14 protein-coding genes are annotated in these 14,637 nt (G+C 69.2%); 6 read left to right on the forward strand and 8 right to left on the reverse strand.

Going from position 1 to position 14,637, the window contains the following annotated elements:
* Positions 1-38 precede the first annotated feature (38 nt).
* The 4 genes from LRA89_RS02060 (at position 39) to LRA89_RS02075 (ending at position 4,398) form a co-directional block, all read left to right on the forward strand.
* Complete coding sequence (locus LRA89_RS02060; RefSeq protein WP_443024917.1) at positions 39-914, forward strand: UDP-2,3-diacylglucosamine diphosphatase; 876 nt, start codon at positions 39-41, stop codon at positions 912-914.
* Complete coding sequence (locus tag LRA89_RS02065) at positions 911-1,954, forward strand: glycosyltransferase family 4 protein (protein WP_230636005.1); 1,044 nt, start codon at positions 911-913, stop codon at positions 1,952-1,954. The genes LRA89_RS02060 and LRA89_RS02065 overlap by 4 nt, the downstream gene beginning before the upstream one ends.
* 75 nt (positions 1,955-2,029) lie before the next feature.
* Entirely contained in the window at positions 2,030-2,959 is a 930-nt protein-coding gene (locus tag LRA89_RS02070; protein WP_230636006.1) for a DUF808 domain-containing protein, read from the forward strand.
* Positions 2,956-4,398: an MFS transporter gene (locus tag LRA89_RS02075; protein ID WP_230636007.1), complete on the forward strand. Its 1,443-nt coding sequence runs from the start codon at positions 2,956-2,958 to the stop codon at positions 4,396-4,398. Before LRA89_RS02070 ends, LRA89_RS02075 begins: the two co-directional genes overlap by 4 nt.
* Here LRA89_RS02075 and dacB read toward each other — a convergent pair.
* Genes dacB through fucP form a run of 3 tightly spaced genes read right to left on the reverse strand, consistent with a single transcriptional unit; the run spans position 4,393 to position 8,358 of the window.
* On the reverse strand, positions 4,393-5,763 hold the full coding sequence (gene dacB, locus LRA89_RS02080; protein WP_230636008.1) for a D-alanyl-D-alanine carboxypeptidase/D-alanyl-D-alanine endopeptidase: 1,371 nt from the start codon (positions 5,761-5,763) through the stop codon (positions 4,393-4,395). The two genes, LRA89_RS02075 and dacB, sit on opposite strands and share 6 nt — an antisense overlap.
* Positions 5,760-6,998 (reverse strand): dicarboxylate/amino acid:cation symporter, encoded by a 1,239-nt coding sequence (locus tag LRA89_RS02085; RefSeq protein WP_230636009.1) that lies wholly within the window; start codon positions 6,996-6,998, stop codon positions 5,760-5,762. Before LRA89_RS02085 ends, dacB begins: the two co-directional genes overlap by 4 nt.
* 34 nt (positions 6,999-7,032) lie before the next feature.
* On the reverse strand, positions 7,033-8,358 hold the full coding sequence (gene fucP, locus LRA89_RS02090; protein ID WP_230636010.1) for an L-fucose:H+ symporter permease: 1,326 nt from the start codon (positions 8,356-8,358) through the stop codon (positions 7,033-7,035).
* Between the two features lie 107 nt (positions 8,359-8,465).
* On the opposite strand from fucP, the gene manD reads away from it, so the two are divergent.
* Positions 8,466-9,713, forward strand: a complete 1,248-nt coding sequence (manD, locus tag LRA89_RS02095; RefSeq protein ID WP_329958502.1) for a D-mannonate dehydratase ManD — start codon at positions 8,466-8,468, stop codon at positions 9,711-9,713.
* Between the two features lie 41 nt (positions 9,714-9,754).
* On the opposite strand, the gene LRA89_RS02100 is transcribed toward manD, so the two are convergent.
* From LRA89_RS02100 to LRA89_RS02115, 4 genes are read right to left on the reverse strand one after another with little or no spacing between them, the layout of a single operon-like run.
* A complete protein-coding gene (locus LRA89_RS02100) occupies positions 9,755-10,102 on the reverse strand; it encodes an L-rhamnose mutarotase (protein WP_230636012.1) in 348 nt (115 codons plus the stop codon).
* A complete protein-coding gene (locus tag LRA89_RS02105) occupies positions 10,099-10,830 on the reverse strand; it encodes an SDR family oxidoreductase (RefSeq protein WP_230636014.1) in 732 nt (243 codons plus the stop codon). The genes LRA89_RS02100 and LRA89_RS02105 overlap by 4 nt, the downstream gene beginning before the upstream one ends.
* Entirely contained in the window at positions 10,827-11,837 is a 1,011-nt protein-coding gene (locus LRA89_RS02110; protein WP_230636016.1) for an aldo/keto reductase, read from the reverse strand. Before LRA89_RS02110 ends, LRA89_RS02105 begins: the two co-directional genes overlap by 4 nt.
* Positions 11,838-11,895: 58 nt before the next feature.
* Positions 11,896-13,005: an S-(hydroxymethyl)glutathione dehydrogenase/class III alcohol dehydrogenase gene (locus tag LRA89_RS02115; RefSeq protein WP_230636018.1), complete on the reverse strand. Its 1,110-nt coding sequence runs from the start codon at positions 13,003-13,005 to the stop codon at positions 11,896-11,898.
* 93 nt (positions 13,006-13,098) lie between these two features.
* On the opposite strand from LRA89_RS02115, the gene LRA89_RS02120 reads away from it, so the two are divergent.
* Positions 13,099-13,683 carry a septal ring lytic transglycosylase RlpA family protein gene (locus LRA89_RS02120; protein WP_230636020.1) on the forward strand — a complete coding sequence of 195 codons (585 nt, stop codon included), beginning with the start codon at positions 13,099-13,101 and terminating at the stop codon, positions 13,681-13,683.
* A gap of 231 nt (positions 13,684-13,914) precedes the next feature.
* Here LRA89_RS02120 and LRA89_RS02125 read toward each other — a convergent pair whose 3' ends face one another.
* Entirely contained in the window at positions 13,915-14,496 is a 582-nt protein-coding gene (locus LRA89_RS02125) for a hypothetical protein (protein ID WP_230636022.1), read from the reverse strand.
* Between the last annotated feature and the right edge of the window lie 141 nt (positions 14,497-14,637).

Consider the following 14,637-nt stretch of genomic DNA (forward strand, 5'->3'; position numbering starts at 1 on the left):
CGGAACATCGTCCGGTCACAAAAAAGTCTGACCGTTCGATGATGACATCGCTGGCGCGCAAGATGCCGGACTGGATCAACGACCCGCAATCCTATCAGGCCGATGGCCCGAAGCGGTCGTATCGCACCGTCTTCATCTCCGACGTGCACCTCGGCACGCCGGGGTGCAGCGCCGCGCACCTCGTCGATTTCCTCCATTCGATCGAATGCGAGACGCTCTATCTGGTCGGCGACATCGTCGACGGGTGGCAGATCCGCAAGGGCTGGTACTGGCCGTCGAGCCACAACGACGTGATCCGCTCGATCCTGAAGTTCGCGCGCCGCGGTACCCGCGTCATCTATATTCCCGGCAACCATGACGAGGCGTTCCGCGACTATGTCGGCCTCGAATTCGGCGGCGTCGAGATGGTGGAAGAGGATATTCACGAAACCGCCGACGGCCGCCGCCTGCTGATCCTTCACGGCGACAAGTTCGACGGCGTGGTGCTTTACGCCCGCTGGCTCGCCTTCCTCGGCGACTATGCCTATACTGCGCTGCTGAAGGCCAACAGCGTGTGGAACTTTGCCCGGCGCAAGCTGGGGCTGCCCTACTGGTCGCTGTCGGCCTATGCCAAGCACCGGGTCAAGAACGCGGTGAACTTCATCGGCCGGTTCGAGGAAACGGTGGCCCACGCCGCCGCCGAACACGGCGTCGACGGGGTGGTCTGCGGCCATATCCACACCGCCGAAATCCGCCAGATCGGCGACATCACCTATTACAACGACGGCGACTGGGTGGAAAGCTGCACCGCGCTGGTCGAGGATCATACGGGTGCCATGTCGCTGATCGACTGGCGGGCGGAGACATGGGGCAGGGATGCCGCCAAGGCCCCGGCCACCGCGCTCGCCCCGGCCGGGGTGGTCGCCACCGCATGAGGATCGCGATCGTCAGTGATGCGTGGACTCCGCAGGTCAACGGCGTCGTCCGCACGCTTCAGACGACGATCGGCCGGTTGCAGCAGCGCGGCCATGTGGTGGAGGCGTTCACCCCGGACGGCTTCGCCACCCGCGCCTGCCCCGGCTATCCCGAGATCCGCCTTGCGCTGGGCTGCGGCACCGAACTCGGCAACCGACTGGCGGCGTTCCGGCCCGATGCGATCCATATCGCGACCGAAGGCCCGCTCGGCTGGGCGGCGCGTGGCTGGTGCAAGGCGCGCGGCGCGCGGTTCACCACCTCGTTCCACACCAATTTCGCCGACTATCTGGCGATGCGCACGCACCTGCCGGCCGGGCTGTTCTGGCCGTTCCTGCGCCGTTTCCATGCGCGGGCCAGCGGGGTGATGACCGCCACCGCCCGCGTCGCGGAATCGCTTGGCCGGCACGGCATCGACCATACCCGGCGCTGGTCGCGCGGCGTCGATCTGTCGCTGTTCAAGCCCGATGGCGGCCAGCTCGACCTTGCCACGCTGCCGCGCCCGATCCTGCTGCATGTCGGCCGCATCGCCATCGAAAAGAATATCGAGGCGTTCCTCGCACTCGACGTGCCCGGCACCAAGCTGCTGGTCGGCGACGGCCCGGCGCGCGCCGATCTCGAACGGCGCTATCCGCTCGCACGCTTCGTCGGGGTGAAGCAGGGCGCGGGCCTCGCCGCCGCCTATCGCGCCGCCGACGTGCTGGTATTCCCCAGCCGCACCGACACCTTCGGGCTGGTGATGATCGAGGCGCTGGCCTGCGGAACGCCGGTCGCGGGCTATCCGGTGCCCGGCCCGCTCGACGTCATCGGTACCGACGGAACGGGCGGCGGCACCGATCGGATCGGCGCGATCGACGATGATCTGGCCAGGGCCGTCGCGCTGGCGCTCACCGCCGATCGCGACGCCTGCGCCCGGATCGGCAGCGGCTATTGCTGGTCGCGCTGCACCGACCAGTTCGTCGGCAATCTGGTCGACGCCCGCATCCCCGCCGCCGTGCAGTAACCGCCACGACGCTTTTCGTGGCGTCGCAGCATCTTGCCCGCTACCACGTCCGCCAACGGACAAGGGGAACAGGCGATGGCCGGTGGATTGGTGGCTCTGCTCGATGACGTCGCGGCGATCGCGAAGCTGGCGGCAGCCTCGCTCGACGATGTGACGGCGGCGGCCGGTCGCGCCGGAGTGAAGGCGGCGGGCGTGGTGATCGACGATGCGGCGGTGACGCCACGCTACGTCGTCGGCCTGTCGCCCGCGCGCGAACTGCCCATCATCGGCAAGATCGCGCTTGGCTCGCTCAAGAACAAGCTGCTGATCCTGCTGCCCGCCGCGCTGTTGCTCAGCGCGTTCGCGCCATGGGCGATCACCCCCATCCTGATGGTCGGCGGCGCGTTCCTTTGTTACGAGGCGGCGCACAAGATCATCGGTTCGTTCACCGGCGGCCACGAAGCCGACGAAGCGGCGACGATCACCGATCCGGTCGAGCTGGAAAACCGGCAGGTCGCCGGCGCGGTCCGCACCGACCTGATCCTGTCGGGCGAGATCATGGCGATCGCGCTCGCCGAACTGCCCGACATGTCGATCGGGATGCAGGCGGTGGTGCTGGCGGCGGTCGGCATCGCGATCACCGTCGGAGTGTACGGCGCGGTTGCGGTGATCGTGAAGATGGACGACATCGGCCTCGCCCTCGCCAAGCGCAGCAGCGCGGTTGCGCAGGTGGTCGGACGCGGGCTGGTGAAGGCGATGCCGGTGTTGCTCAAGGCGCTGGCGTTGATCGGCACGGCGGCGATGCTGTGGGTCGGCGGACAGATCATCGTCCACGGGATGGAGGAATTCGGCCTCGTCACCCTGCCGCACCTGATCCACGACACCGCGCATCATGCTGCACAAGCCCTGCCCGCGATTGGCAGGGTGGTCGCATGGATCGTCAACGCCGCGCTGTCGGCGGTGGTCGGCATCATCGTCGGCGGGATCGTCGTCGGTGCGCTGCACCTGATCCCGCGCAAGCATTGAGCATCGCCCGGCCGGCATCGCCCGGCCGCCTGCCGCTATTCGCGCTGCTCGGCTTCGCGAGCGGCCTGCCGCTCGTGATGTTCTCGACGGTCCTCGCGCTGCGGTTGCAGGCGGCGGGGGCGGCGCTGGTCGTCATCGGCTTCTTCGCATGGGTGCAGTTGCTGCCCAGCGCCAAGTTCCTGTGGGCACCGCTGCTCGACCGCTACGACGTGCCGGGTTTCGCGCGCTGCTGGGGGCGGCGGCGCGGATGGATATTGCTGGCGCTGCTCGGCATCGCCACCGCGTTGGCCGGGCTGGGGATGAGCGATCCGCGCGACCTGCGGCTGACCGCAGGGTATGCGGTGCTGCTCGCCTTCTGGACGACGACGCTCGACATCGCGGTCGATGCGTGGCGGATCGAACAAGCGCCGACGCCCGAAGCACAGGGGCCGATCGCGGCGGCGAACCTGTGGGGCTATCGTTCGGCAATGGTCGCGGCGGGCAGCGGCGCGCTGCTCCTCGCCGATCGTGGCGGGTGGGGCATCGCCTATCTCGTCGTCGCCGGTGGCGCGCTGCTGCCGTTTCCGCTCATCGCCATGATGAAGGGCGAGGGGCGCCGGACGGTGGCGTTGCTCACCGGTCTGCTGGCGAGCGCCGCGATCCTGACCGTCGTGGGGCTCGTCGCCGGGGGGATCGCCTGGGGCGTCGTCGCGGCGGGTAGCGCCGCCGGGATCGGCGCGGCGACCAACGTCACCCCCTATGTCCTCGTCGCCTGCATGCTGCCGTTCGTCGCGATGGCGATCGCCCTGCCGCGCATCCGGCGTGCCGGCCCCACGTCCCGGCTGCGAACCTCGCTCGCGCTTGGGCCCTATGTCGAATTCTTCCGCCGCTACGACCACATGGCGATCGTGCTGCTGGCGTTCGTCTCGCTCTACCGGATGGGCGACGTGCTGGCGGTGAACCTGTCGAAGCCGATGATCCGCTCGCTCGGCTACAGCCTGACGCAGATCGGGCTGGCCGACAGCTATGTCGCGTTCGCCGCGACGATCGCGGGCATCGGTGCCGGCGGGTGGATCGCCGCGCGCTGGTCGCCCGGCCGGGGACTGGTGACAGGGGCGTGCTTCGCCGCGATCGGGAACCTCGCCTTCGTCTGGCTGGCGCATTGTCCGCCGGTCGAGGCTTGGCTGTACCTCGCCACCGCTGCCGATCAGTTCGGCAATGCGATGGCGGCGGCGGTGTTCGTCGTCTATCTGTCGATGCTGGTCGATCCGCGCTTCGCGGGCGCGCAATATGCCTTTCTGTCGGGGTTCGCCTTTCTGTTGCCGCGCCTGCTCGCCGGGGCAGGGGGCGGCATGGTGGTGGCGATCGGCTATGACGGGTTCTTCCTGCTCTCGGCGCTGCTCAGCCTCGCCGCGATCCTGTTCGTGCCGTTCGTCGCCCGGCCCACACCGCCGTCATAGCGCGGCGGCGGCGGTCAGCAGCGCGCGGTCCATGATCGCTGTCGCCGAACCGCCCTCGGGGACATCATTGGCGTAGAAGGCAAAAGTCAGCCGCCGTCCGCTCGTGGCGGTCATCACCCCGGCCAACGCCGAGGTGCCCGACAGTGATCCGGTCTTGGCCGACAGCCGCCCGGCGAGCGCCGTGCCCTGAAACCGCCGGGCGAGCGTGCCGTCGACCCCCGCCACCGGCAGCGTCGACCCCCATGCCGCTCCCCAGGGCTGGCCGTCGATCCAGCGCAGGAACCGCACCATCGCGCGCGGCGATACCCGGTTGTAGGTCGACATGCCCGACCCGTCGGACAGGTCCCATGCGGTGCGCGGCACCCCCGCCGCCTCGATCAGTGCCGCGACCCGCGCGATCCCGTCGCCGATCGACCCGCCGCCGTGTACCGCGCCGATCCGGCGCAGCAGCAGTTCGGCGTGCAGGTTCTGGCTGGCCTTGTTGGTGATCCGCAGGTCGCTCAGTAACGGCGCGGGGGTAGCGGTTGCGAGCATCGCCGGCGGCGCGGTGCGCTGCACGACCGCGCGCTCGTTGCCCGGTTGCCATGGCCGGTGGCGCACGCCGATATGCCCGCGCACCGCCACGCCGCGCGCCCGCAGCATCGCGGCGAAGGTCCATGCCGCATAGTGCGCCGGATCGTCGATCCCGACGCGGATCGTCTCGACGGTGCCCGGCGCGATCGTGCCATGGATGCGCAGCAGGTCGCTGCCCGGCATCCGGTCGACGCCGATCGCGCTGCGCGGTCCCGGCATTATGCGCGACTCGATCCGGTAATAGCGTGGACCCGCCACCGTCACGCCGCCGCCGTCGGCACGCACCGTCAGCGTCAGTTCGTTGTCGTCGAGGCTCAGCGCCGATATGCCGGTGCCTGACCGGGTGGGGATGTTGTTCCACGCCATGCCGGGCGACCAGCGCTGATCGGGAAAGGCGCTGTCGTCGCCGATCACATCGCCCACCCGCCGCGTCCGCGCGGCGACGGCATCGGCCAGCGTGGCGAGACAGTCGACGGCACAATCCGCCGCCGCCGACAGCCGCGCATCGCCCGCGCCGACCAGCACGACGTCGTCGCCTTCCAGCCGGACTCCGGTCGCCGCCGTGTCCGGCCCGTCGACCGGCAGCGTCGCGAAGGCGGCGGCGGTGGTAAAGATCTTGGTGTTCGACGCCGGCACGAACCGGTCGTCGGGGGCGATGGCGATCTGCTCGGTGCCCTGATCGTCGACCACGACCAGTCCGAAGCGGGTGCCCGCCGGTGCTTCCGCCAGCACCTCGCGAACCTGCGCCTCGACCGGTGCGGCACCCAGCAGGAGCGCGAGAACGACGCTCATCGGCGTCGCTCCAGATAGACATCATGGTCGAGCGCGCCCTCGATCCGCGCGACGGTGAGCGCGACGCCGAGGTTGGCGCTGGCCGAGGGCAATGTCCGCGTCATGTCGAGCAGCCGGTCGAACGGCAGGACGAAGCCGACGACCAGCGCGGTCGCCTCCGCCGACACGCCCACTGCCGACAGCACGGCGGCGAGCATGAACAGCGACGCCGACGGGACCGGCGCGGTGCCGAACGCGGCCAGCGCGCCAGTCAGCCATACCGTTACCAGGACCGCTGGCGTCAGCGGCACCCCGAACGCCTGCAACGCGAAGGTGGCGAGCAGGCCGACATACATCGCCGTCCCGTCCTTGCCGATACTGGCCCCCAGCGGCAGCACGGTGGAATGGACCGGCCGCGCGATCCCCAGTCGCTCGCCCGCGATCCGCATCGCCACCGGCAACGTCGCCGAGGAGGATGCGGTCGAGAAGGCGACGACCAGTGCGTCGACGATCTTCGCGTAGAAGGGCCGCACCGGCAGCCGCGCGACCAGCCGCACCAGCGCGGCATGGACGACCACCAGTTGCACCAGCGACCCGATCAGCACCGCCAGCGCCAGCCAGCCGATATGGACGAACACCGCCGCGCCGCCGCTCGCCACCGCATTGGCGATCAGCGCGAACACGCCGAACGGGGTTGCCTCCATCACCAGCGTGACGATGCGCAGCAACACCGCCGACAGCGACTGGAGCAGCCGGGCAAATGGCGCGCCGGCCTCCCCGGCCAGCACCGTGCCGCACCCGGTCAGGATCGCGACGAAGATCAGCGCGAGCATGTCGCCTTTCGCCAGTGCCTCGACGATGTTGAGCGGCACGATGCCGACCAGTTGGGCGTAGGGGGTGGCGATCGTGCCGAGGGCTTGCGGTGTCGCCCCGCCGACGCCCGCGCCGATGCCGGGCCGGACCAGCAGCGCGGTGGCGATGCCGACGCCGACCGCCACCAGCGTCGTCGCGGCGAACAGCAGCGCGGTGCGCCCACCGATCCGCCCCAGCCTGCCCGGATCGGCCAGTTGGGTTATTCCGGCGGCGATCGTCACCAGCACGATCGGGGCGACCAGCATGCGGATCGCCCGGACGAACAGGTCGCCGAGGACCGCGACCGCCGGCGCGGCCTGCGGCCAGACCAGCCCGAGCAGTAGCCCGAGCGCGAGGCCGCCCAGCACCCGCCGCCATAACGGAATAGCGAACCACCCCTTCAATCCGCCACTCCCCCTTGGGTCCCCGGCGGCGATGCTAGGCCGCGTGCTGCGGCGATGCCACCCTTCGCTGCATCCAGACCGCGAACGCCAGCACGACGGCGAAGGCGAGGCAGGGCAGCAGCATCGCATGCTGGATGGTGAAGGCCCCCCGGCTGAGCCAGCCCATCAGCGGCGGGAAGAGCGCACCGCCGATCACCGCCATGATGATGAGCGGCGCGCCCAAGGTCGCCTGCGGCCCCAGATCGCGCAGCCCCAGCGAGAAGATCGTCGGGAACATGATCGACATGAAGAAGCCGGTGAGCAGCAACGCCCCGATCGCGACGGTGCCGCCGGTGAAGGCCGCGACCAGCGTCAGCACGATATTGGCGATGGCGAACAGCGCGAGCAGCCGCACCGCCGCGATCCGCTGCATCAGCGCCGCGCCGGCGAGGCGGCCGATCATGAACAGCAACAGGCTGATCGACAGATAATAGGCGGCCTGGCGTTCGGACGTCGCCGGGCTGATCGCCTTGACGAAATCGACGAAGAAGCTCCACACGCCGACCTGCGCGCCGACATAGAAGAATTGCGCGATCACCGCGCCGCGCAGCGCCCCCACCCGCCAGACCGATCCGATCCCGTGCAGCGTGCCGCCGGGTGCGTCATGCGCGATCGGCGGCAGGCGGACGACCGCGACCACCGCCGCCACCAGCACCACGACTCCGGCCAGCACCAGATAAGGGAGCTGCACCATCTGCGCCTCGGCCGCGCGATAGGCGTCGAGGCTGGCGGCGTTCATCGCGTCCAGCGTCGCGGCATCGTGTTCGACCCCGGAAAAGATGAACCATGCGCCCAGACTGGGGGCGAGCGTCGCGCCGAGGCCGTTGAACGCCTGCGCCAGATTGAGCCGCTGTTCGGCGCGCGCCGGATCGCCGAACGCGACGATATAGGGGTTGGCCGCCGTTTCGAGGAACGCCGCGCCGGCGGCGATGACGAACAGCGCGCCGAGGAACGCGCCGTACACCCGTATCTCCGCCGCCGGATAGAACAGCACCGCCCCCAGCGCATAGAAGCCCAGCCCCGCGAGGATGCCGGCCCTGTAGCCGAAGCGGCGCATCACCAGCCCGGCGGGCAGCGCCATGACGAAATAGCCGAAGTAGAAGACGAACTGGATGAACCCCGCCTCCGCCCGGTTGAGCGCCAGCGCCTTTTGAAACTGGCGGATCAGGATGTCGTTGAAGTTGTTGGCGACCGCCCACAGCAGGAACAGGCTGACGATGACCACGAAGCCGGTGCGATAGCCCGGCGTGATGAACGGATGCCGCCCGGCATCGGGCGACGGGCCGGGCGGGGGCGGGACGGGGATGGTCGGGATCGGCATGGCATCCTCTCGACCCGGCGATTTCCGGGTTCATTCTTCGGGTTGTTAGCGCTAACGGATGGTGCAGGGGCACGACGATGCCCGCACGATGACAGGAGAGTCGCACGATGACAGGTACAGTTGCCCCCGCGCCCGGCGCACCGCTGGTCATTCGCGACGCGCGGGTGATCGTGACCTGTCCGGGGCGCAATTTCGTCACGCTGAAGATCGAGACCGATCAGGGGGTGTACGGCATCGGCGACGCCACGCTGAACGGGCGCGAACTGGCGGTCGCCGCCTATCTGATCGAGCATGTCGTGCCCGTCCTGATCGGGCGCGACGCGCACCGGATCGAGGATATCTGGCAGTATCTGTATCGCGGCGCCTATTGGCGGCGCGGGCCGGTGACGATGACCGCGATCGCCGCGGTCGATACCGCGCTGTGGGACATCAAGGCGAAGGTCGCCGGGCTGCCGCTCTACCAGTTGCTCGGCGGGCGGTCGCGCGACGGCGTGCTGGTGTACGGCCATGCCAATGGCGCGGATATCGCGGAGACGGTCGATACCGTCGCCCATTACCGCGCGCTGGGCTATCGCGCCATCCGGGCGCAGTCGGGGGTGCCCGGCGTCAAGGGCGCTTACGGCGTCGGATCGGGCGCGGGCAAGATCTACGAACCGGCGGGCGGCGCGCTGCCGCAGGAGACGCTGTGGTCGACGCCCGCCTATCTGCGCCATGCACCCAAATTGTTCGAGGCGATCCGGCTGGCGCATGGCGACGAGATCGAGCTGCTCCACGACGTCCACCACCGCCTCACCCCGATCGAGGCGGCGCGGCTGGGCAAGGCGCTGGAGCCGTACCACCTGTTCTGGATGGAGGATGCGACCCCGGCCGAGAATCAGGAGGGGTTCCGCATCATCCGCCAGCATACCACCACGCCGCTGGCGGTGGGCGAGGTGTTCAATTCGATCCACGACTGCCGCACGCTGATCGAGGAACAGTTGATCGATTATATCCGCGCGACCGTGGTCCATGCCGGCGGCATCACCCAGTTGCGCCGGATCGCCGATCTCGCCTCGCTCTATCATGTCCGCACCGGCAGCCATGGCGCGACCGACCTGTCGCCGGTGTGCATGGGCGCGGCGCTGCATTTCGACACCTGGGTCCCGAACTTCGGCATCCAGGAATATATGGCGCATGCGCCCGAAACCGACGAGGTCTTTCCGCACGATTACCGGTTCGAGGACGGGTATCTGAAGGTTGGCGACACGCCCGGCCACGGTGTCGACATCGACGAGGCGCTGGCAGCGAAATATCCCTATAGCCCGAAGCAGTTGCCGGTCGCGCGGCTGGTCGACGGGACGCTGTGGCACTGGTGATGCCATAGCCCGGCCCGGTCGTCCGATCGGGCCGGGGCGGGTCACGGGTGGTCGCTGAGCGCAAAGATGCGCGCCATCGGCGTCCAGCGGCTGCCGTCCGGGGCGTGGGGCAGCGCCCGTTGGAACTGCCCCATGCGCGCTTCCCATGCGATCACCGCCGGATCGGCGGCGTCGGCCCGCGATTTGGCGGCGGGGTCGAAGTCCGGCGTGGTCTGCGTCACCATCACCAGCCGGTTGCCGGTGCGGTAGATCTCCATCCCGGCGATCCCCGCCGCGCGGATCGCCGCCAGCACGGCGGCGGGTACGTTGCCGGGCCTATGCCAGCGATCATATTCGGCGATCGCGGCCGCGTCGTCGATCAGGTCCAGTGTCAGAACCTGTCCGGTCATGCGTTCGACCAGCCGCCGTCGATCACATGCACCGCGCCGGTGGTGTAGGACGAGGCGTCGGAGGCGAGATACAGCGCCAGTTCGGCGATCTCCTCCGCCCGGCCCAATCGCCCCATCGGCTGGCGCGCGGTGAACGACGCGCGCGCCGCCTCCGCATCGCCGGTCGCGGCCATGCGCTCTTCCAGCGAGGGCGACTGGACGGTGCCGGGGCAGATCGCGTTGCAGCGGATGCCCGACCCCACGAAATCGAGCGCGACCGATTTGGTGAGGCCGATCACCGCCGCCTTCGACGCGGTATAGACGAAGCGGTTGGGCACCGCGATCACATGGCTGGCGACCGACGACATGTTGACGATCGACCCGCCGCCCGCATCGATCATCGCCGGCAGCAGCGCGCGGATCAGCCGATATTGCGCGCGGACGTTGAGGTCGAACGAGAAGTCCCAGTCGGCTTCCTCGGTCGTCAGGATCGTGCCGGCGTGGACGAAGCCGGCGCAGTTGAACAACACATCGACCGCGCCGACCCGGGCGGCGAACGCCTCGATCGCCTGGGGATCGAGCAGGTCGACGACATGCCCCTCGCAGCCCGCCAGCGTCGCCAGCGCATCGCCGTTGATGTCGAGTGCCAGTACCCGCGCGCCTTCGCGGGCGAACAGTTCGGCGGCGGCGCGGCCGATGCCTTGCGCGGCGGCGGTGACGATCGCGGTTTTACCGGAAAGACGGGTCATGCAGGCTCCGAAATGGGCAGGGGGGCGTCGGCGCGAACCAGACCGGCGTCGATCAGGTCGTGCCACAGGGCGGGGGGTAGCGGCAGGCGGGCGAGCCGCAGCGTATCGGCGACTTCGTGCGCGGTCGCCATGCCGGGGATGACGGCGGCGACCGCCGGATGGGCCTGGACGAATTGCAGCGCGGCGGCGGCCATCGGCACGGCGTGGCGCTGACAGATCGCGGCGATGGCATCGACCCGGCGGACCACGTCGGGCGGTGCCAATTCGTAATTGTAGCGCGCGTCGCCGCCGGTGCCGGTGGCGAGAATCCCCGAATTGTAGGGGCCGCCGAGGATGATCTCGACGCCGAGCGACCGGCAGCGCGGCAGCAGCGAATCAAGTGCCGCCTGTTCGAGCAGGGTGTAGCGCCCGGCGAGCAGGATCGCGTCCAGCTCGACCCGGTCGAGCAGTTCCTCGCACACCGCGATCTCGTTCACGCCGATGCCGATCGCGCCGATGCTGCCCGCGTCGCGCAGGTCGCGCATCGCGCGGTAGCCGCCGTCGAGGAAGGTCGCGAGCATCGCCAGGTGATCCGCGCCGTGGGTCATCGCCCCGAGGTCGTGGGCGAGCAGCAGGTCGATCCGGTCGCGGCGCAGCCGGCGCAGGCTTTCCCCGAACGATCGCAGCACGCCGTCGCGGCTGTAATCGAACGCGCTTTCGACCGGTTCGGGCGAGACGAAGCCCTGCCGCTCCCCCGACAATGCATCAGGCGCGACGGGTTGCAGCACGCGGCCGACCTTGGTCGAGATATGAGCGGTGCCGCCGGGATCGAGGTCGGCGAGCGCCGCGCCCAGCCGGCGTTCGGACAGGCCGAAGCCATAGTGTGGCGCGGTATCGAACCGGCGGATGCCGCCGTCCCATGCGGCGGCGACCGCGCCGCGCGCGGCATCGTCGCCGATCGGTCGATACAGATTTCCGATCGCCGCCCCGCCGAAACCAAGCGGGGCGGGCGGTTGCCCAGACGTCATGCGCTGTCCTCTCTCCGCTTATATTCGCGAAGAAATTTCACCTGTCAAAATGAAAGGATCAGTAGACGACGACCGAGCGGATGCTTTCCCCGGCGTGCATCAGGTCGAAGCCCTTGTTGATCTCGTCGAGCGAGAGGACATGGGTAATCATCGGGTCGATCTCGATCTTGCCGTTCATGTACCAGTCGACGATCTTCGGCACGTCGGTCCGCCCCTTCGCGCCGCCGAACGCGGTGCCGCGCCAGTTGCGGCCGGTCACGAGCTGGAACGGGCGGGTGGCGATTTCCTTGCCCGCCTCGGCCACGCCGATGATGATGCTGGTGCCCCAGCCGCGATGGCACGCCTCCAGCGCCTGGCGCATCACGTCGGTGTTGCCGGTGCAGTCGAAGGTATAGTCGGCACCGCCATCGGTCAGCGCGACCAGATGCTGCACCAGATCGCCTGCCACCTCGCGCGGGTTGACGAAATGGGTCATGCCGAAGCGGCGGCCCCATTCCTCGCGGTCGGGATTGATGTCGACGCCGACGATCAGGTTCGCGCCGGCCATCCGCGCGCCCTGCAATACGTTGAGGCCGATGCCGCCCAGACCGAAGACGATGACATTGTCGCCGGGCGCGACCTTGGCGGTGTTCACGACCGCGCCGACGCCGGTGGTGACGCCGCAGCCGACATAGCAGCTCGTCTGGAACGGGGCGTCCTCGCGGATCTTGGCAACGGCGATCTCGGGCAGGACGGTGAAGTTCGAGAAGGTCGAGCAGCCCATGTAATGATAGATCGGCTGGCCCTTGTAGCTGAAGCGGGTGGTGCCGTCGGGCATCAGCCCCTTGCCCTGGGTGGCGCGGATCGCGGTGCAGAGGTTGGTCTTGCCCGACAGGCATGATTTACACTGGCGGCATTCGGGGGTGTAGAGCGGGATGACGTGATCGCCGGCGGCGACGCTGGTCACGCCCGCGCCGACTTCGCGGACGATGCCGGCACCTTCGTGGCCCAGCACCGAGGGGAACAGCCCCTCGCTGTCCAGCCCGTCGAGGGTATAGGCGTCGGTGTGGCAGATGCCGGTTGCCATGATCTCGATCAGCACTTCCCCCGCTTTGGGGCCTTCGAGGTCGAGTTCGACGATTTCGAGCGGGCGTTTCGCTTCGAAGGCGACGGCGGCACGGGTCTTCATGGGATGTCTCCTGAGGTTGGGCGTGGGGTAGCGGCGAGCGACCGGGAACGGCAAGGGGGGACGCGCCGCCGCCGGTGCGCTAGAGGGCGGGTGATGTCGCTTCGTCTTGTCCTTCCGTGCGCCGCCCTGCTGCTGTCCGCCTGTGCCGGGGGCGACTATCGCCCGGTCAGCGATGCCACGATCAAGGTCGGCGCGCCGTACCGGGTGCGGGGCGTGGCCTATGTGCCCGCCGCCGATCCGGGATACGACATGCTGGGGCTGGCCAGTTGGTACGGTGCCGAGTCGGGCAAGCGCACCGCCAATGGCGAGCGGTTTCGCAGCGACTGGGTGACGGGGGCGCACACCACACTGCCGCTGCCCAGCTATGTCGAGGTGACGGCGCTCGACACCGGGCGGCGGATCTTGGTGCGGGTCAACGATCGCGGGCCGTTCGTCGGCAAGGGGCGCATCCTCGACCTGTCGCGTGGCGCGGCCGAGGCGCTGGGGGTGGCGCGCGCGGGGGTGGTGCCGGTGCGGGTGCGGGTCGTTTCGCCCGACGAGCGCGACCGGGCGCGGCTGCGCAAGGGGAAGGCGGCGCGGGGGTTGCCGCCGGTCAGCGAGGCTATCCGGTTGAATTTGCTGGGGCAATTGCACAACGCGCCGGGCAAGGCGCTGCGGAGCAGCGCCGAGCCGTACTAGGCGCGTCTGGCCGGCGGCGCAAAAAGCGCCGACCGACGACACGGGCTTTGCCCGTGGCGGGCCGCGCCATTCCCGCCAAAGTTTACAAAGTTTACACTAGCGACGCATTTGTTGCGTAGCGTTCGCAACAAGGGCCGGGGCGTCGGGACGGGGTTCGACGGGGTCAAGGAGCAGGCACCCGCAGGGGTGGCGGCGGGCAGCATGGCGGATCGGCCGGGTGTAGGACAGCCCTCAACGCGGGGCGACCCGTTCGGCCTGCATCTCCAGAAGGTCGGCGTCCTGCTCCGCCAGCACCGGCACGCCGAGCGCGGTACGCAGGCTGTCGGGAACGAGTGCGCGGTCATAGGGGTCGCGGGTCGGCGGCTGGCCGTTCATCTGGCGTGATTGCGTGCCGTAGATCTGCTTCTGGCCGATCACTTGCAGATAGCGGTCGAGCGTGGCGGCGGCGATCCAGCTTGCACCCGCTTTGCCGCGCGCGACGGCGGCCAGCGCGAGCGAATGGGCGAGGAGATAATCGTCGGGCTTGCCACCATGCTGGAACACGAAGGCGGCGGCGTAATAGTCCTCGCCGGTCGACAGCTTGCCGGTGTCGAGCAGGGCGCGGGTGCGGATGCGGCGCGCGGCATCGTCGGCGAGCATCTTTCGAACGAAGGGGATGTCCCGCATCTGCGCAGGCGTGATGTTGGTGCGGACCGCCTGATCCTCGGCGAACAGGCGGGCCATTTCGGGGTTGTCGGTCGGCACGGCGCTCTGTGCCGCTGCCGCGACGGGGGTGAGGAACAGGGCCGACAGGGCGAGTAACGGGTGACGCATGGAACCTCGCGGATGGGAAGCAGGGTGGAACATGCGGCAGGCGTTGCGGGGTGTATATGCGAAAAGGGCGGCCCGTTGCGGGGCCGCCCTTTTGCTTTCTGCCAGCGCCATGGGCGGAGCCCATGTCGTCGGTCGGGGCTT

This window comes from Sphingomonas sp. Leaf4 (genome assembly GCF_920939515.1).
GTDB lineage: Bacteria > Pseudomonadota > Alphaproteobacteria > Sphingomonadales > Sphingomonadaceae > Sphingomonas.